Genomic DNA, 16,769 nt, shown 5'->3' with positions numbered 1-16,769 from the left:
TTAGTTGACGAAAAATCTCGTTAACGGGTTGCTTTAAACCTCGGTGCTTTAATTCTGTCTCTGGTTAGCCGTCATATCGGCTAAAATTCTTTAGTTCCAGCAATTCCTGGCCGCGCATTTATTAGCGATTCTGGTTTGCAGCGGCTTGAGCGCAATTAGTAATGTTGCAGAAAATCGCTACGATGTTTTATTTGGCGAGCGAGTTAACCAAGGTATTTTTCAAGGTGTTTTTTCAAACATCAATTCATTCCCGAATAAGCGCTTAGCGCATTTATTTCGAGATTTTCGTAGTATAGGTGAGATGACTAATTTAAGCAAAGCAAGTAATGCAAATGGCACGACCATTGGACCCAACAGCGCAGCCATGCTGACGGTGGACGAAGGTTCGGCTGGCCAGCGCATCGATAACTTCCTCACCAAAACCCTGAAGGGTGTGCCCAAAAGCCATGTCTACCGCATATTGCGTAGCGGGGAGGTGCGGGTCAACAGCAAGCGCATAGATGCGACTTACCGTTTGCAACTGGGGGATCTGGTGCGGGTGCCGCCTATCAGGGTGCAGCCGCAGCCTGTCGCAGAAGAAACTCGGCCAGTTGCCGCCAGGTTCGAAGAGGCCGTCATTTTTGAAGATGAAGCGATGCTGGTCATCGACAAGCCTGCTGGCTTTGCCGTACACGGTGGCAGTGGCGTCAGCCGCGGGGTTATCGAGCAATTGCGTCTGGAACGTCCCCATGCCAAATTTCTGGAGTTGGTTCACCGGCTGGATAGGGAAACCTCGGGTGTGCTGATGGTGGCTAAAAAACGCAGCGCATTGGTCGGCCTGCACGAAGCCATGCGCGCCAATCATATGGACAAGCGTTATCTGATGCTGGTCAGCGGGGACTGGAAAGAAAAGAAAAAGCGCGTGGTGCTTGCCTTGCAAAAGCATGTCACGGCCAATGGCGAGCGCAAGGTGACGGTGGAAGAGGAGGGGCAGAACTCGGAAACCATTTTCCACCTGAAAAAATCGTATGGGGAATTTACCCTGCTGGAAGCGCAACTGATTACCGGCCGCACCCATCAGTTGCGGGTGCAACTGGCCCATTTGGGATTCCCTATCGCTGGCGATGACAAATACGGCGATTTTGCTTTGAACAAGGCGTTGCAAAAACGCGGACTTAAACGCATGTTCCTGCATTCGGCGGAAACCGGCATCCGTCATCCCTTGTCTGGTGACAAGCTGAAGTTGATTGCCCCGCTACCGGCAGCGTTGCAAGCTTTCCTCACCTCCCTCGAAAAATCACCATCCACCAAGAATTCTGAATAGAAGCAAGAGTCCACCATGCGCAGTAATCAATTCGATCTTATTATTTTTGACTGGGATGGCACGCTTGCCAATTCCACCCAACTCATAGTCGACGCCATTTGCCAGAGCAGTGTGGATGTCGGCTTGCCCTTGCCCACCCAAGAGGCCGCGAGCGGCATTATTGGCCTGGGCTTGCGTGAAGCCCTCATTGAACTGTTCGGTACAGTGCAGGAGTCGCAAATTCAGCAACTGATGGCGCGATATGCACTCTATTACAATAGTGGCGAAAACGAGATTCCCCTGTTTAACGGCGCAGCGGAAGCGGTTGCCGAGTTGCATGGCCGCGGTATTGCATTGGCGGTGGCCACGGGCAAGGGGCGGGCGGGCCTGAACCGTGCCTTGAAAAACAGTGGCATAGGGCATTATTTTCATGCAACCCGTTGTGTGGACGAGTGCCATTCCAAGCCGCACCCCCAAATGATCCATGAGTTGATGGACGAGGTGGGTGCGAGCCCGGAGCGTACCTTGATGATAGGAGACACCAGTTTTGATTTGCAGATGGCGAGCAACGCCGGGGTGCGAAGCCTGGGGGTGAGCTATGGCGCACACCCGCTGGAGCGCTTGCTGCCACATGCGCCGCTTGCCCATTTCGATGAATTTACTAAATTAAATCAATGGCTGATAATGAACGCCTGATCTGTGAAAGCGCCAGCCTGCTGGAAAAAGGGCAGGGTGTGCGGTTTGAGTTGCCTGAATTCGGGCAGCGCGTGACCGGGTTCGTGGTGCGCTATAAAGGCAAGGTCTGTGGATTTATCAATCAATGTGCCCACGTGCCGGTGGAGTTGGATTGGAATCCTGGCGATTTTTTTGATCTCACCCAGCAATATATTATTTGCGCCACGCACGGCGCGCACTTTATGCCGGATAACGGGTATTGTGTGATGGGGCCTTGCAAAGGCCGCAGCCTCAAGCAGCTTCCCGTATTCGAGCGGGATTCCTTTGTTTTCATTAACCTTGAAAGTTTGAAGCATGTCTGACACTAATCAAAACGATCCGAACTGGGAACGTCAAACGCTGGAAAAGCTGGCTTTTGCCGCCATTCGGGAGCAACGCCGTAACCGTTTCTGGGGCGTGCTTTTCAAATCGCTTACTTTTATCTACCTCTTCATGTTGTTGTTTTATGCGCTGGACTGGGTAGGGGGCGATAGCAGTGCCAATAGCGACCATACCGCCATCATTGATATTTACGGTGTGATCGGCAGTGATGATCAGGTGAGTGCCGATGATGTCATCGGCAGTCTTGAGTCTGCCTACGAAAACAAGCATACCAAGGGCATTATCCTGCGTATCAACAGCCCGGGTGGCAGTCCAGTGCAGGCGGGCATTATCAATGACGAAATCCATCGTCAGCGCAAACTGCACCCCAATATCCCGGTATACGCCGTGGTGGAAGATATTTGCGCATCCGGTGGCTACTATATCGCGGTTGCGGCTGACAAGATTTTCGTCGACAAGGCCAGTATTGTTGGTTCGATTGGCGTTCTGATGGATGGCTTTGGCTTTACCGGCATCATGGACAAGGTCGGGGTTGAGCGTCGCTTGCTCACCGCTGGTGAAAACAAGGCGATTCTGGATCCGTTTTCCCCTGTGAATCCCAAGCACAAAGAATACGCGCAAAGCATGCTGAACCAGATTCACCAGCAGTTCATTGCCGTTGTGCGTGAAGGTCGTGGCAAGCGTCTGAAAGAAACCGATGATACCTTCAGCGGCTTGTTCTGGAGTGGCGAAACCAGCGTGCAAATGGGCCTAGCAGATGGCTTTGGCAGCTCGGATTACGTGGCGCGTGAAATCATCAAGCAAGAGAAAATCGTCGACTTTACCGCACGTGAAGGCCTGGCAGACAAATTTGCCAAACGCATCGGCGCTTCTATGGGCAATGCCGCCATGGGCACCGTATTCAATGGCATGAAGATGCATTGATCCTGAAAGTCCGGCCTGGCTTGTAGCCAGGCATGGCAATAAAAAAGCCCCGATATTCGGGGCTTTTTTATTGCGGTAAACCGCTGAAGTACGTTGCTAGATGTTTTGTGACTTGATGTAATCAATCAGCTTGTTGGTGGACTCATCGTAATCGCAGGTCAGTTTGCCATCGGTGAGTTGCGGCAGAATCTTCTGGGCAATCTGCTTGCCGTATTCCACACCCCATTGGTCGAAGGAGTTGATGTTCCATACAATGCCCTGCACAAAGATCTTGTGCTCATACAATGCAATCAGCTTGCCCAGGGTTTTCGGGTCCAGCTTGTCGAACAGCATGGTGCTGGTCGGGCGATTGCCACCAAAGACGCGGTGCGGCAGCAGGTTCATGATGGTGTGGTGATCCAGGCCTTGGGCTTCCAGCTCAATCTTGGCTTCCTTGGCGGACTTGCCTTGCATCAGCGCGCGCGTTTGCGCGAGCAGGTTGGCAATCAGGATATGGTGATGTTCATCGCCATTTTTGCCAATCGAGTAATGGCTGTGCAGCGGCATCAGGAAGTCACAAGGAATAAGCTTGTTGCCCTGGTGAATCAGCTGGTAAAACGCATGCTGGCCGTTGGTGCCGGACTCACCCCAGATGATGGGGCCTGTGGTGTAGTTGATGCGTTCGCCCGCACGGTTGACAAATTTGCCATTACTTTCCATATCCGCTTGCTGCAGATATGCCGTAAAGCGTGACAGGCCTTGATCGTAGGGCAGGATGGCGTGGGTTTCTGCCTCGAAAAAGTTGTTGTACCAGATACCCAGCATGGCCATGATGACAGGCAGGTTCTGCTCCAGCGGTGCGCTGCGGAAATGCAGGTCCGTTTCATGACCACCTTCCAGCAGCTGCTCGAAGTTATCCATGCCGATATAAATGGCGATAGGCAGGCCAATGGCCGACCACAGCGAGTAACGTCCACCCACCCAGTCCCAGAATTCGAACATGTTGGCAGTATCGATACCGAAGTCGCTCACAGCCTTGGCATTGGTGGACAGCGCCACGAAATGCTTGGCAACATGGGCTTCATCCCCTGCGGCCTCCAGGAACCATGTGCGGGCAGAACGCGCATTGGTCATGGTTTCCTGAGTGGTGAATGTTTTGGAAGCGACGATGAAAAGCGTGGTGTCGGGCTGACATTTTTCCAGTACCTGCGCGAGGTGGGCGCCATCAATATTGGATACAAAATGCGCATTCAATTCCGGACTGGCGTAAGCCTTGAGCGCGGTACAGACCATGACAGGCCCCAGATCGGAGCCGCCAATGCCGATATTGACGATATCGGTAATGCGCTTGCCGCTATAGCCTTTCCAGTCACCTGAGCGCACCTGCTCGCTGAAGCTGCGCATTTGCCCCAGTACGCGATTCACATCCGGCATTACATCCTTGCCATCGACCAGCACCGGCGTATTGCTGCGGTTGCGCAAGGCGGTATGCAGTACCGCACGGTTCTCGGTGAAGTTGATTTTTTCACCGCTGAACATGCGCTCACGCCACTGCTCAACATCCGTTTCGCGTGCCAATGTGAACAGCAGCGACATGGTCTCCGCCGTGATGCGATGCTTGGAATAGTCCAGCAACAGATCACCCCATTGCAGCGAGAATTTCTCAAAGCGCTTGTCGTCTTGCGCAAACATGTCGCGCATTTGCAGAGGGAATATGTCTTGGAAGTGGCGTTGCAGCTGTTGCCATACAGGCAAATTTGTTGGATTACTCATGCAGTTTTTTAGTTTATTCGGTATTGGAAGGTTGTGTTGTTAGCGGTATGCGCACTTGCTGCGTGGCATTTGGCTACTAGTCTAACTATTTTTACGATATTTCGATACTGCCAGCCCAGTCTAGACTGGCTTAATTAACATTTTATTAATAAATCAGCGAATGTGATGCAGGCCTTATGCAGATTCGGGCTTCAATATCAGTCCGGCAAGCGGTGGCAAGGTAAGTTCAATGGAGTGCTGACAACCCATCCAGGGCACAGGTTCACTGTGCAACAGGCCGCCATTGCCCATATTGCTGCCGCCATAGCATTCGGCATCACTGTTGATCAGCTCGCGATAGCTGCCTGCCTGAGGAACACCAATCCGGTATTGCATGCGCGGCACTGGGGTGAAGTTGAGCAAGACAACCAGAGCTTCGCCCGCCTGACCTGTACGTACAAAGCTGATCGTGGATTGCTCGGCATCGTTGCAGTCTATCCAGCGGAATCCGGTCTGCTCGAAATCCAGCGCGTGTAAGGCGGGATAGTTTTTATAGGCATGGTTAAGATCGCGGCAGAGGCGCTGAATGCCCTGGTTGAAATGCTCTCCCAGCAAATGCCAGTCCAGCGATGCGTTAACATTCCATTCGCGACTTTGCCCAATTTCATTGCCCATGAAGCTGAGTTTTTTGCCGGAAATCGTGGCCTGGTAAGTCATTAGCAAACGCAGGTTGGCAAACTTTTGCCAGGTATCGCCCGGCATTTTTTCCAGCAAGGAGCGTTTGCCATGGACAACTTCATCATGCGAGAAGGGCAGCAAAAAGTTTTCCGTGTAGGCATAGAGCTGCCCAAACGTGAGCTTTTGCTGGTGATAACGCCTATGTATAGGATCATTGGTCATGTACGACAGCGTGTCGTTCATCCAGCCCATATTCCACTTCATGGAGAAACCAAGGCCGCCCAGATAAACCGGGCGTGAAACCATGGGGAAAGAGGTGGACTCTTCGGCGATGGTGAGGGCGCCAGGAAAATCCTCATGCACCATCATGTTGAGCTGGCGCAGAAAGTCGATGACTTCCAGATTCTCGCGGCCGCCAAATTTGTTGGGCAGCCATTGGCCCTCTTTGCGCGAGTAGTCGAGGTAAAGCATGGACGCCACGGCATCCACGCGCAAACCATCAATGTGCAATTCCTTAAGCCAGTAATAGGCATTGCTGATCAGGAAGTTACGTACCTCATTGCGGCCGTAATTGAAAATATATGTGCCCCAGTCCTGGTGTTCACCCAGGCGCGGGTCTTCGTGCTCAAACAGCGCCGAGCCATCAAAGCGGGCCAGCGCCCAGTCGTCTTTGGGGAAATGCCCAGGCACCCAATCCAGAATCACGCCAATGCCCGCCTGGTGACAGCGATCCACGAAGTAACGGAAATCATCGGGACTGCCAAAACGGTTGGTGACACCAAAATAGCCCGTGGTCTGATAGCCCCATGATTCATTGAGGGGGTGTTCGGATACTGGCAATAGCTCAATATGGGTGTAGCCCATGTCCTGAACATAAGGGATCAGTTGCTCGGCCAGCTGCCGATACCCGAGGAAATGGCCGTGCTCATCGCGCCGCCAGGATCCGAGATGCACTTCGTAACAGTTAAGTGGGGCGTGCAGCCAATCCCGTTCTGCACGTGCCTTGAGCCAGGCATCGTCCTGCCATTGGTAGCCGTCCAGCCGGGTGATCTTGCTGGCAGTGCCGGGCAACTGCTCAAAGCTGAAGCCGTAAGGGTCGGTTTTGACATGAAGATTGCCGGTGTTGCGATTGCGAATTTCAAATTTATAGAGCTGATTTTCGGTGAGCTGGGGGATGAAGAGCTCCCACACGCCGCTGGAGCCATGGCAATGCATGGCGTGAACCCGGCCATCCCATTGATTGAAATCCCCGACAACGCTTACACGCTCGGCTGTGGGCGCCCATACGGCAAAGCGAACGCCGGCAACCCCTTGGTGCGTACACAGATGTGCGCCCAGTGTGCGGTAGGCCAGCTTGAGTTTGCCTTCACCTAGCAAGTACAACTCGTCATTGCTGAGCATTGGGCCAAAGGAATAGGGGTCCCAGGTTTCAATGATTTCCCCATGTTGCTCAATCCTGAGCTGGCATGGTGTTTCAGGCTGTTCCTGGCCTGACCACTCAAAAAAACCATCTGATTCGCCACGGACTAGAGGTTGCCAGGCATGCCCTAATTTGAGCCATGCCTGTTCGGCGAATGGCAAAAATGCGCGAAAACTGTGCTGCCCGTCATGCACATGCAATCCAAGCACGTTATGCGGGTTGTAATGTTTCGCTTGAAGAATCAGCGATAATTCATCGTTTTTATTGGGCTTTGGCAAAATGGCAATCGAAAAAAAATATCTGGATTAAGGAATTAAATCTACTGGATATCCGTCAATTATCGTGACTATAATGAGTCACAACGGCCTCTACACAGGCTGTGGAGTCCATAACGGCGGCCTTCACGCACTAATTACAACTATAATTCAGGAGTAGTAATAATGCACCAGGATTTGACCTCAACTCGCTTCATTAGTGCCCTGACCAAAAATACGGTCGCTTTAATTCTCGCTGGCGGTAAAGGTAGCCGTCTCAAAGATCTCACCAATTGGCGTGCCAAACCGGCGGTGCCGTTCGGCGGCAAGTTCCGCATCATTGACTTCCCGCTGTCCAATTGCATGAACTCGGGCGTACGCCGTATCGGCGTTGTCACCCAGTACAAATCACATAGCCTGATGCAGCATATCCAGCGCGGCTGGGGCTTTCTACGCGGTGAATTCAATGAGTTCGTCGAGCTTCTTCCGGCGCAGCAGCGCATTCAGGAAGAGTGGTACAAAGGCACGGCGGATGCCGTTTTTCAGAATCTGGATATCTTGCGTAACACAGGTGCCGAGTATGTGCTGATTCTGGCTGGCGACCATATCTACAAGATGGATTATGGTCAGATGCTGGCTTCGCATGTGAAGAACAAAGCCGATATGACGGTGGCTTGCGTGAATGTCCCTGTGGAAGATGCCAAGGCCTTTGGCGTAATGGGGGTGGATGATGAAGACCGCGTCATCGACTTCAGTGAGAAGCCAGATAATCCCAAGCCACTGCCGGATAATCCGGACCAGGTGCTCGCCAGCATGGGTATTTATGTCTTCAATGCATCGTTTCTTTACGAGCAATTGATTCGCGATGCTGACGCTCCGCATTCGCAACATGACTTTGGTCGCGACATCATTCCCTACATGATCAAAAAGTATCGTGTTTACGCCCACCGGTTTACCGAAAGTTGCGTTGGCGCATCCGACGGCAATTATTACTGGCGCGATGTTGGTACGGTTGATGCTTATTGGGAAGCGAATATGGAGCTGACCAAAGTGATTCCCGAGCTGAATCTTTATGACCGTCACTGGCCAATATGGACCTATCAGGAGCAGCTGCCGCCCGCCAAGTTCGTGTTTGACAATGCAGATCGTTGCGGCATGGCAACCGACTCCCTGGTATCCGGCGGATGCATTATCAGTGGTGCCAAGGTCAGCCGCTCGGTGCTGTTTTCCGATATTCGCGTCAATAGCTATTCGAATATTGAAGACTCGGTCATTCTGCCCAAGGTGGACATAGGCCGCTATGTCACGCTCAAACGGGTAGTGGTCGACAAAGGCACTCGAATCCCCGACGGCATGGAAATCGGGGTAAACCCGGACCAGGATCGCAAGCGGTTTTACGTATCTGAAAAGGGAATCACGCTGGTCACCCCGGATATGCTGGGGCAATCCATACATCAAGCAAGATAGGCGTTCCCGGGCACTGGCCTGGGGACTTTCATTGTTCAGTACAGCAGCAGCCTGCTGTCTTGAGAGGCCACATGACGGATAAACGCCCCAAGCTTTACCTTAATCTTTACTGGCACATGCATCAGCCCGACTATCGCGATACGCTGACCGGGCAATATGTGCTGCCTTGGACCTACCTGCACGCCATCAAGGATTACACCGACATGGCATGGCACCTGGAGGCCAACCCGCAGGCCCGGGTTACCTTCAATTTTGTGCCTGTATTGCTCGACCAACTGGAAGATTACAGCGATCAGTTTGCAACGGGCGATATTCGCGATCCATTGCTGGCGCTTCTGGCTGAAGAGGCGCTGGACAATATCAGCACCGATCAATGCAATCTGATTATTGATAGTTGCTTCAAAAGCCACCACGAAAAAATGCTGGCGCCCTTTGCGCATTACCAGCGACTGCACAATATTTACAAAGCACTGCAGATCGAGGGCAGTGCAGCCTTCAATTATCTTTCTGCCCAGTACAAGGCTGACTTGCTGGTTTGGTATCACCTGGCATGGACGGGCGAAAGCATACGCCGGACCAACACCTTTGTTCAAAAGCTGATGGAGAAAGGGACGCAATTTACCCTGGACGAGCGGCGTGCCCTGTTTCGCCTGATCGGCGAGCTGATCAGCGGCTTGATCCCGCGTTATAAAGCCTTGCAGGATCAGGGGCGCATCGAGCTCTCCACCACTCCGCATTACCATCCCATCGTCCCTTTGCTGCTTGATTTCAAATCTACCCGCGACGCCATGCCGTATGCGCCTTTGCCGCATAGTCCAAGGTATCCGGGCGGTAGCGATAGGGCCTGTGCCCATATCCGCCAGGCGCAGGCATCGCATGCCACGCGTTTCGGCAAGCCGGCAACCGGCATGTGGCCGGCCGAGGGAGCCGTGTCTTACGCCACACTCACCCTGATGGCGCAACACGGACTTAAGTGGGCCGCTACCGGCGAAGGCGTCCTGACGCACAGCCTTTACAAATCATTTGAAGGCTTCGGCCTGGCCAAGCAGGATTACCTGTATCAGCCATACCGCATTACCGATGGTCATCATGACATTCTGTGTTTCTTCCGCGATGACGGGCTGTCGGACAAGATCGGCTTCGAATATTCCAAGCTTTACGCCAGCGAGGCGGTGAGCGACTTTATCCGCTCGCTGGAGCAGATTCAGTCAGCCAATACCCGCACGCAGTGCCCCGTGGTCAGTGTGATTCTCGATGGCGAAAATGCCTGGGAATACTATCCCTACAACGCTTATTACTTTCTCAGCGAACTTTATGCCGCTCTGGTGGATCATCCCAATATCGAGATGGCAACCTTCAGCGACATTCTTGCCATGCCAGGCAATACGGTGGCGATGGAAACCCTGCCGGAGGTGGCAGCTGGCAGCTGGGTCTATGGCAGCTTCAGCACCTGGATAGGTTCTGCCGAAAAAAATCGGGGCTGGGATCTGCTGTGTGATGCCAAGGAATGCTATGACCGGGCGATGCAGGATGGCCTGCTTACTCAGGAGGAAATCGTGGCGTGCGAGCGGCAGCTGGCCATTTGTGAAGGCTCCGATTGGTTCTGGTGGTTTGGCGATTACAACTCCGCCATGAGTGTCGACAGTTTTGACCGGCTTTACCGGCGCAACCTGAGCAATCTGTACCATTTGCTCAAGCTGCCAGTGCCGGAGGTATTGAATCACCCCATCAGCGTGGGCGCTGGAGACCCTGCAGTCGGCGGTACCATGCGGCGTGGGCAGGAAGCCTAACTCATCGCGCTTTAAGTGCATCCCACTTTAAGTCATGAAACATACACTTTTAACGATTGAAGCGACAGGAGCGTAATTTGGCCAAGACCGTTGCACTTTTGCTGGGAGTCCATGCGCACCAGCCCGTGGGCAATTTCGAGAGCGTGCTGGATGATGCGCATGTACGCTGCTATGGGCCTTTTTTGCGTGTGTTGCATGAGTACCCGGCATTCAAGTTTGCCATTCACATCAGCGGCTGGCTGCTGGAGTACATGTTGAACAAATACCCGGAAGACATGGCCTTGCTCAAGGAAATGGTGGCGCGTGAACAGGCGGAACTGGTAGGGGCGGGGTTTACCGAGCCTGTGCTGGCTTCTATTCCCGCTCGCGATCGCGTCGGGCAAATCGGCATGCTTTCCACCTGCCTCAAGAAAAAATTGGGGCAGACGCCACAGGGCGCCTGGCTGACCGAGCGCGTTTGGGAGGCCACGGTAGTGCCCGCGCTGTCGGATTCCGGCATCCGTTATGTCATGGTCGACGATTATCACTTCATGTGCACCGGCCGCGGCGGCGACGCGCTCAAGGGCTACTACACCACGGAAGAAGATGGCCGCCAGATTGATCTCTTCCCCATCTCCGAGTCCCTGCGCTATCGCCTGCCGTTCTCCCCAGCCGAAGAAGTGGTGGGCTACCTGGAAAGTCTGGCTGACGACAGCAAGCAGGCGGCTGCCATTTACTTTGATGACATTGAAAAGTTTGGCATCTGGCCCGAAACCTATGAGTGGGTGTATGAGCGTGGCTGGCTGCGTAACTTCATTGAAGGCGTACTGGCTTCATCGATTATCAAACCCATGCGCTATATTGATTACCATGCCATGGCCAAAACTCGCGGCGTGGTTTATCTGCCAACCGCTTCGTATATTGAAATGAACGAATGGACCCTTCCTGTGCCAGCGGCGCATCATTACGCCGATCTGGTCGGGCAGGAAAAATACAATAATCGCTACGAGATTACCAAGCCCTATGTGCGTGGGGGTATCTGGCGGAATTTCTTCATGCGTTATCCGGAATCAAACTGGATGCACAAGCGCATGCTGGCCTTGTCAGAACGCTTTAACCAGCTGCCGGACAACAAGAAAACGGCCGATATGCGCCAGGCCTTGTATGAATCGCAGGCCAATGATGCCTACTGGCATGGCTTGTTCGGCGGTCTTTACCTGCCGCATTTGCGGCGGGCGGTCTATAACGCTATGCTCAAGCTGGAAAGCCTGCTGGACAAAGTGTCCAGCCGTCCCATCAAGGTCATGGAGGATATCGACCTCGATGGTCACGATGAAGTGTTCTTGCATAGTGGTGAGGTTCAGGCGGTGATTCGTCAGGATGGGACAGCCTCCGTTTGTGAATTTGACACCTACCGCTTGCATCATAATTTCGGCGATACCTTGACCCGGCAAGAGGAACATTATCACCGCAAGGTACACGCCCAGCCCGAGCATACGCATAGCGGGGAGGGCATCGCCAATCCGCATGAGCGCCTCAGCCTCAAGCACGAGATTACCCAGGCTGATCTTGCTACGGACAGTTATCGAAAAGTACTGTTTTGTGACTTTGTCATGCACGAGGCCGATAGTTTTACTGGCCTCAGCTACAAGCCTGCTGCGGGTGGCAAAAATGCGGTGCATTACAAAGCCGAACATAAGGGACTGACTTTCCAGAAGAAAATCAGTGTGCAAGGCGAGTCCCTTGATGTCAGCTATGAAGTAACGTCCAGCGCAAATGGTGTCTTCAAGGTTGAAATCAATCTGGCCATGCCCAGCTGCGATGGTCCCGCCGGTCGGTTTGTCATTGGGGACCACATTCCCGGTGGATTCGGTCAGCCCTTGCAATGGCCCGAACTGAGTCGATTGACCCTGGAAGACGAAGTCCTGGGCGGCGCCCTCCAGCTGGATGTCAATATTCCGTGCCATTTGAATACATACCCGCATTTCAGTGTGTCGCAATCCGAGGCCGGGTTTGAAAAAATCATGCAGGCGGTGACGCTGGAACTGAGCTGGCCATTGAATCAGATGCATGGTCCGTTGACCATCAGTCTGCATGTCAAATAACCGTAAAAGCTGTTGAACAGGGGATAGGCATTTGTTTTTAGGCGTTGATATAGGCGGCACCAATCTGCGAGTGGGCGTGGTGCAGCACCACGCATTGATTCATGAGCAGCGCGCACTGGCTGACTTTTCTGGTCTGTGTGCCCGGCACCCCCCGGACGAGGCATGGCGGCAGATTATTGCGACTACGGCGGCCACCTTGCGCCAGTGCCTCATGCAATATCCCCAGGCAAAGGCCGTTGGTATTGGTTTCCCAGGCTTTATTGATCCGGTGCACGGTACCGTAGCGCAGTCGCCCAACCTGCCTGGCTTGCGCAATGTGGACCTGGCTGGCGATCTGTCGGCCGCCATTGGTCTGCCGGTCGTAGTGGAAAACGATGCTCTGGCTGCGGCCTATGGCGAATATGTACTTTGTGATCCCAAGCCACACAGTCTTCTTTATGCCGGGCTCGGTACTGGTGTGGGTGGCGGCATGATCTATGCTGGCCGCCCATTTACCGGCGAGCACGGGGTTGCCATGGAAATCGGCCATTTGATTGTGGAGCCTGGTGGGCGGTTATGTGGCTGCGGCAATCATGGCTGCATGGAGCAATATGCGTCCGCCAGTGGCATAGCGCAGAGTTACCACATGGCGACCGGTCAGCGCGTGGAGGTCAATGCCATTGCCCAGGCTGCGCGCGAAGGTGGGCAGGCGGCGGTGGAGGCTTTTTCCCTTGCCGGTGCCGCACTGGCACAAGCGCTGGCGCATGTCGTCAAGAGCGTAGATGTCGGGCTTATCGTGATTGGTGGTGGCGTTAGTCAGGCTTGGGACTTGATGGCACCTGCTTTTTTTACCCGACTGGAGCACGACATGATACCGGTGCTCCGCGACAGACTGCGCGTCCAGCCTTCTGCCAGTGGCGATCGCGCTGGCATTATCGGTGCTGCTGCGCTGGCTGAGATCATTCTCGCGTCATCTTCCTGACAAGGGTTTGCCTCAAAACTGCCAGCCAAACTCCGCAAATCTGCCACAAAACTGTCATCTACCGCTGTTAAGCTCGCCTCCGAAAAGGGGGCATCATGAGACAAGTTCATGTACAACAATCGCATTTAAGTGGCTGGGGCGCCAGGGTAGTACTGCAACCCGCACTTGCCGTTCGGGCGGCAGCGCAGGATGAAACAGCCATTTCATCACTGGAATTGCACAAGATACTCAAGCACCGCCAGCTAACGGCGGTCTTTCAGCCGATTGCAGATTTGCGCAGTGCCAGCATTTTTGGACATGAAGGCTTGATTCGTGGGCCTGCCGATACACGTTTACACATGCCACTTGCCTTGTTTGAAGAGGCGGAGCAGCATCATCTGCTGCTCGAAGTGGAACATCTCAGCCGCCAGGTGGTGCTTGAGTCCTTTGCCCAGCAGGGGGCGAATGCTAAACTGTTCCTGAATGTCAGCCCGGCCTCTCTGCTACAGCCGCACGTCGCAAGGGGCGCCACGCTTTCCTATATACATCAGCTTGGGCTGGACCCGCACGATGTGATTATCGAGCTCACCGAAAACTCGCCTACCTTTGATTACGATACCTTGCGCCATGCCGCCGAGCACTACCGCAGCATGGGCTTTGAAATCGCCATGGATGACCTGGGCGAGGGCTTCTCCAGCCTGCGTTTGTGGTCCGAGCTGCGTCCGGATTACGTCAAGATAGACAAGCATTTCATTCGCAATATAGACCGGGATCAGGTGAAGCTCGACTTTGTGCGCTCCATCCAGCAGATTGCGCTCAACTCCGGTACCAAAGTGATAGCCGAGGGCATAGAAACCGAAGCCGAACTCATGATCGTGAAAGATCTGAAAATCCCGTATGGGCAGGGCTATCTGATCAATCGACCGCAAGCCTCCTTGCATACGGCATTAAGCCCGGTGGCGGCCGAACTGATGCAGCGCAATGCCGTGCATGTCTACCAGAGCGCTGCCGTGCCCGTGCAGGCGCGTTCCAACATCAGCAAGCTGATACGCTATGTGTCGCCTGTCAGCCCGCAGACCAGCAATGATGATGTGTATCAGATATTTGAAAAGCAACCTTCGCTGTATTCGCTGCCTGTGGTGGCCCAGGGACGCCCGGTGGGGCTGATCAGCCGCTACAACATGATTGATCATCTGGCGCGGCCATATACCCGTGAGCTCTACGGCAAGCGCTATTGCAGCATTTTCATGGATAACCAGCCCCTGGTCGTGGACAACAGCCTGAGCCTGCAGGCCCTGAGTGACCTCATCATCAATATGGAGCCACATCACTTATCCAATGGCTTCATCATTACGGAGTCGGGCAATTACCTGGGCATGGGCAGTGGTCACGACCTGCTGCGCGAGATCACCCAGATGCAGATCAATGCCGCGCGCTATGCCAACCCCTTGACCATGCTGCCGGGCAATGTCCCGATCAACGAGCACATGGACAGGCTGCTGCAGGCAGGCATTACCTTTCACGCCTGTTATTGCGATCTTGATTCGTTCAAGCCGTTTAATGATGTGTATGGCTTCCGGCGCGGCGACGAGCTGATCCAGTACACGGGCAAACTTTTGAATGAACAGATCGCCAATGAGCTGGATTTTGTCGGTCATGTTGGCGGCGATGACTTCATCCTGATTTTTCAGAGTGAGGATTGGGAAGAGCGCTGCCTGCGTGTTCTGAATATTCTGGCGCAGGCCATACCGGCTTTCTATGATGAGGCAGACCGGCAGCGTGGGGGTATTGCCGCCGAAGACCGTCAGGGGAATCCGCTGTTTTACCCTTTTGTCAGCATGTCAGTCGGCAGCGTCAAGGCAGACCCGGTAGGATTCAGAAGCCATCATGAAGTGGCGGCGGCCATGACAATTGCCAAGAAGCAGGCGAAAAAGATCAGTGGTAATAGCCTGTTTCTGGAGCGCCGTGGCAAATAGCCCATCGCCTGTTGGGGGCTGATGATACACAAAACACCAACGCCCGGGAGATGATCTTCCCGGGCGTTGCTTTATCCATACCTTGCCTGCGCGGCTTACGCCGTAGAGCAGGCGAGGGGATTAATAACGGGTGGTGGTCTTCACTACTGTGCGGTTTGCACGGCAATTGCTACCGGCAATACCACCCAGTGTTGCAGCGACAGCACCGAGCAGAAAGGCCAGAAAGCCCCACAAGGTCAGGTGTGCACCAACGCGTGCAGTCTTGTCTGCCGCTACAGCAGCCTTGTCACCCGCTACTTCAGCAGTGTGGTTAATGGCAGCCTGAGCATCCTTGGCAGACTTTTCCCATGCATCCAGCTTTTGCGCAGCTTCTTCCTTGCTGATGCCGGTTTTTTCAGCCATCAGGTCAATCACTGCTTGGCGATCTTCCGGAGTCGCATTGCTGCCTTTATCGACCAGGGTTTTCACCTTGGCGTAAATTTCGGCTGACTCGCTTTTATTGGCGGCATCCTGATTGGCAGCGGCCTGACCACTTTGATTGGCCGCGTGTGCCAGCAGACCTTGCAACTCACGTTCTGCGGTTTCCCAGGAGAAATTGCTGTTAGCAGCTTCCTGTTTGCCTTGGTTGATCAGCTCAGGGGCTGCGGCTGCGGCACCATGTGCTGCCCCGCTGACTGCCGAGCTGGCAAGATTGCCAACACCCGCCAGCGTGCCACCGATCAGGCTGCCAACCAGATAAACACCAAGCAAGGTGGCGGTTGCCCAGGTAACGATGCCATGCAAGGCACCATCCATTCTGGCCGGCAGGCCTGCCATTTCGCCCGCTACAATACCGCCGACGACCAGGGACAGGAAGAAGGACACAACCCACCATAAGCCAGCGCCCAGGCCAAATGCCTCAGCCGTTGGTGTGCCATTGGCTTGCAGGGGATCAAGCGTGCTGAGGCCGATACCGGCACCCAGCATGCTCAATAAAAACTGGACAGTCAGTGTTACGGCCACGCCTGCAAAAATGGCGGACCAGGAAATAGTTTTAAGGGTAGGTGCGTAGGGGTAGGGCCCGCTTCGTACCGTTGTGGTTTCATCGTAGGTTTGTGTCGTTGCCATGGTATTCCTCCAGCTGAATATTGTTGATCTTGGAAAGTACGATCAGCATGGCATGCTGAC

The 16,769-nt window shown here is 53.9% G+C and carries 12 protein-coding genes; 9 read left to right on the top strand and 3 right to left on the bottom strand.

Annotation, left to right across the window (positions count from 1 at the left end; genetic code table 11):
- The first annotated feature begins 301 nt into the window (after window positions 1–301).
- The 4 genes from FNL37_RS07520 to FNL37_RS07505 are packed head-to-tail and all read left to right on the top strand — an operon-like array spanning window position 302 to window position 3,262.
- Complete coding sequence (locus FNL37_RS07520) at window positions 302–1,303, top strand: RluA family pseudouridine synthase (protein WP_015829998.1); 1,002 nt, start codon at window positions 302–304, stop codon at window positions 1,301–1,303.
- Window positions 1,304–1,318: 15 nt separating this feature from the next.
- Complete coding sequence (locus FNL37_RS07515) at window positions 1,319–1,978, top strand: HAD-IA family hydrolase (protein ID WP_013442125.1); 660 nt, start codon at window positions 1,319–1,321, stop codon at window positions 1,976–1,978.
- Complete coding sequence (locus FNL37_RS07510; RefSeq protein ID WP_015829999.1) at window positions 1,957–2,319, top strand: Rieske (2Fe-2S) protein; 363 nt, start codon at window positions 1,957–1,959, stop codon at window positions 2,317–2,319. The genes FNL37_RS07515 and FNL37_RS07510 overlap by 22 nt, the downstream gene beginning before the upstream one ends.
- Entirely contained in the window at window positions 2,312–3,262 is a 951-nt protein-coding gene (locus FNL37_RS07505; RefSeq protein WP_013442127.1) for a S49 family peptidase, read from the top strand. Before FNL37_RS07510 ends, FNL37_RS07505 begins: the two co-directional genes overlap by 8 nt.
- Window positions 3,263–3,358: 96 nt before the next feature.
- Here the strand turns inward: FNL37_RS07505 and pgi are convergent, their stop codons facing one another.
- Both pgi and glgB read right to left on the bottom strand, forming a co-directional pair.
- Entirely contained in the window at window positions 3,359–5,014 is a 1,656-nt protein-coding gene (gene pgi, locus FNL37_RS07500; RefSeq protein WP_015830000.1) for a glucose-6-phosphate isomerase, read from the bottom strand.
- A 174-nt stretch (window positions 5,015–5,188) separates the two neighbouring features.
- Window positions 5,189–7,369, bottom strand: a complete 2,181-nt coding sequence (gene glgB, locus FNL37_RS07495; RefSeq protein WP_015830001.1) for a 1,4-alpha-glucan branching protein GlgB — start codon at window positions 7,367–7,369, stop codon at window positions 5,189–5,191.
- A 162-nt stretch (window positions 7,370–7,531) separates the two neighbouring features.
- Between glgB and glgC the strand changes: the two genes are divergently transcribed.
- The 5 genes from glgC to FNL37_RS07470 all read left to right on the top strand — a co-directional run bounded on the left by glgC (window position 7,532) and on the right by FNL37_RS07470 (window position 15,602).
- Window positions 7,532–8,812, top strand: a complete 1,281-nt coding sequence (glgC, locus tag FNL37_RS07490) for a glucose-1-phosphate adenylyltransferase (RefSeq protein WP_159355695.1) — start codon at window positions 7,532–7,534, stop codon at window positions 8,810–8,812.
- A 71-nt stretch (window positions 8,813–8,883) separates the two neighbouring features.
- Window positions 8,884–10,602 carry a glycoside hydrolase family 57 protein gene (locus tag FNL37_RS07485; protein ID WP_015830002.1) on the top strand — a complete coding sequence of 573 codons (1,719 nt, stop codon included), beginning with the start codon at window positions 8,884–8,886 and terminating at the stop codon, window positions 10,600–10,602.
- A 77-nt stretch (window positions 10,603–10,679) separates the two neighbouring features.
- Window positions 10,680–12,686, top strand: a complete 2,007-nt coding sequence (locus FNL37_RS07480) for an alpha-amylase/4-alpha-glucanotransferase domain-containing protein (protein ID WP_013442132.1) — start codon at window positions 10,680–10,682, stop codon at window positions 12,684–12,686.
- A 31-nt stretch (window positions 12,687–12,717) separates the two neighbouring features.
- Entirely contained in the window at window positions 12,718–13,647 is a 930-nt protein-coding gene (locus tag FNL37_RS07475; RefSeq protein ID WP_015830003.1) for an ROK family protein, read from the top strand.
- Between the two features lie 95 nt (window positions 13,648–13,742).
- On the top strand, window positions 13,743–15,602 hold the full coding sequence (locus FNL37_RS07470; RefSeq protein ID WP_015830004.1) for a GGDEF domain-containing protein: 1,860 nt from the start codon (window positions 13,743–13,745) through the stop codon (window positions 15,600–15,602).
- A 120-nt stretch (window positions 15,603–15,722) separates the two neighbouring features.
- Here the strand turns inward: FNL37_RS07470 and FNL37_RS07465 are convergent, their stop codons facing one another.
- Window positions 15,723–16,709, bottom strand: a complete 987-nt coding sequence (locus FNL37_RS07465) for a hypothetical protein (RefSeq protein ID WP_159355694.1) — start codon at window positions 16,707–16,709, stop codon at window positions 15,723–15,725.
- Window positions 16,710–16,769 lie beyond the last annotated feature (60 nt).

Source organism: Methylovorus glucosotrophus (assembly GCF_009858335.1).
GTDB classification, from domain to species: domain Bacteria; phylum Pseudomonadota; class Gammaproteobacteria; order Burkholderiales; family Methylophilaceae; genus Methylovorus; species Methylovorus glucosotrophus.
Note: the sequence above shows the minus strand (reverse complement) of the source record. Positions and strands in the feature narration are given on the sequence as shown.

Excerpts from the sequence above, each read along its gene's own strand:
- FNL37_RS07485 (WP_015830002.1), top strand. The coding sequence starts at position 8,884 with ATGACGGATAAACGCCCCAAGCTTTACCTTAATCTTTACTGGCACATG.
- FNL37_RS07510 (WP_015829999.1), top strand. The coding sequence starts at position 1,957 with ATGGCTGATAATGAACGCCTGATCTGTGAAAGCGCCAGCCTGCTGGAA.
- FNL37_RS07520 (WP_015829998.1), top strand. The coding sequence starts at position 302 with ATGACTAATTTAAGCAAAGCAAGTAATGCAAATGGCACGACCATTGGA.
- FNL37_RS07470 (WP_015830004.1), top strand. The coding sequence starts at position 13,743 with ATGAGACAAGTTCATGTACAACAATCGCATTTAAGTGGCTGGGGCGCC.
- FNL37_RS07465 (WP_159355694.1), bottom strand. The coding sequence starts at position 16,709 with ATGGCAACGACACAAACCTACGATGAAACCACAACGGTACGAAGCGGG.
- glgC (WP_159355695.1), top strand. The coding sequence starts at position 7,532 with ATGCACCAGGATTTGACCTCAACTCGCTTCATTAGTGCCCTGACCAAA.
- pgi (WP_015830000.1), bottom strand. The coding sequence starts at position 5,014 with ATGAGTAATCCAACAAATTTGCCTGTATGGCAACAGCTGCAACGCCAC.
- FNL37_RS07505 (WP_013442127.1), top strand. The coding sequence starts at position 2,312 with ATGTCTGACACTAATCAAAACGATCCGAACTGGGAACGTCAAACGCTG.
- FNL37_RS07515 (WP_013442125.1), top strand. The coding sequence starts at position 1,319 with ATGCGCAGTAATCAATTCGATCTTATTATTTTTGACTGGGATGGCACG.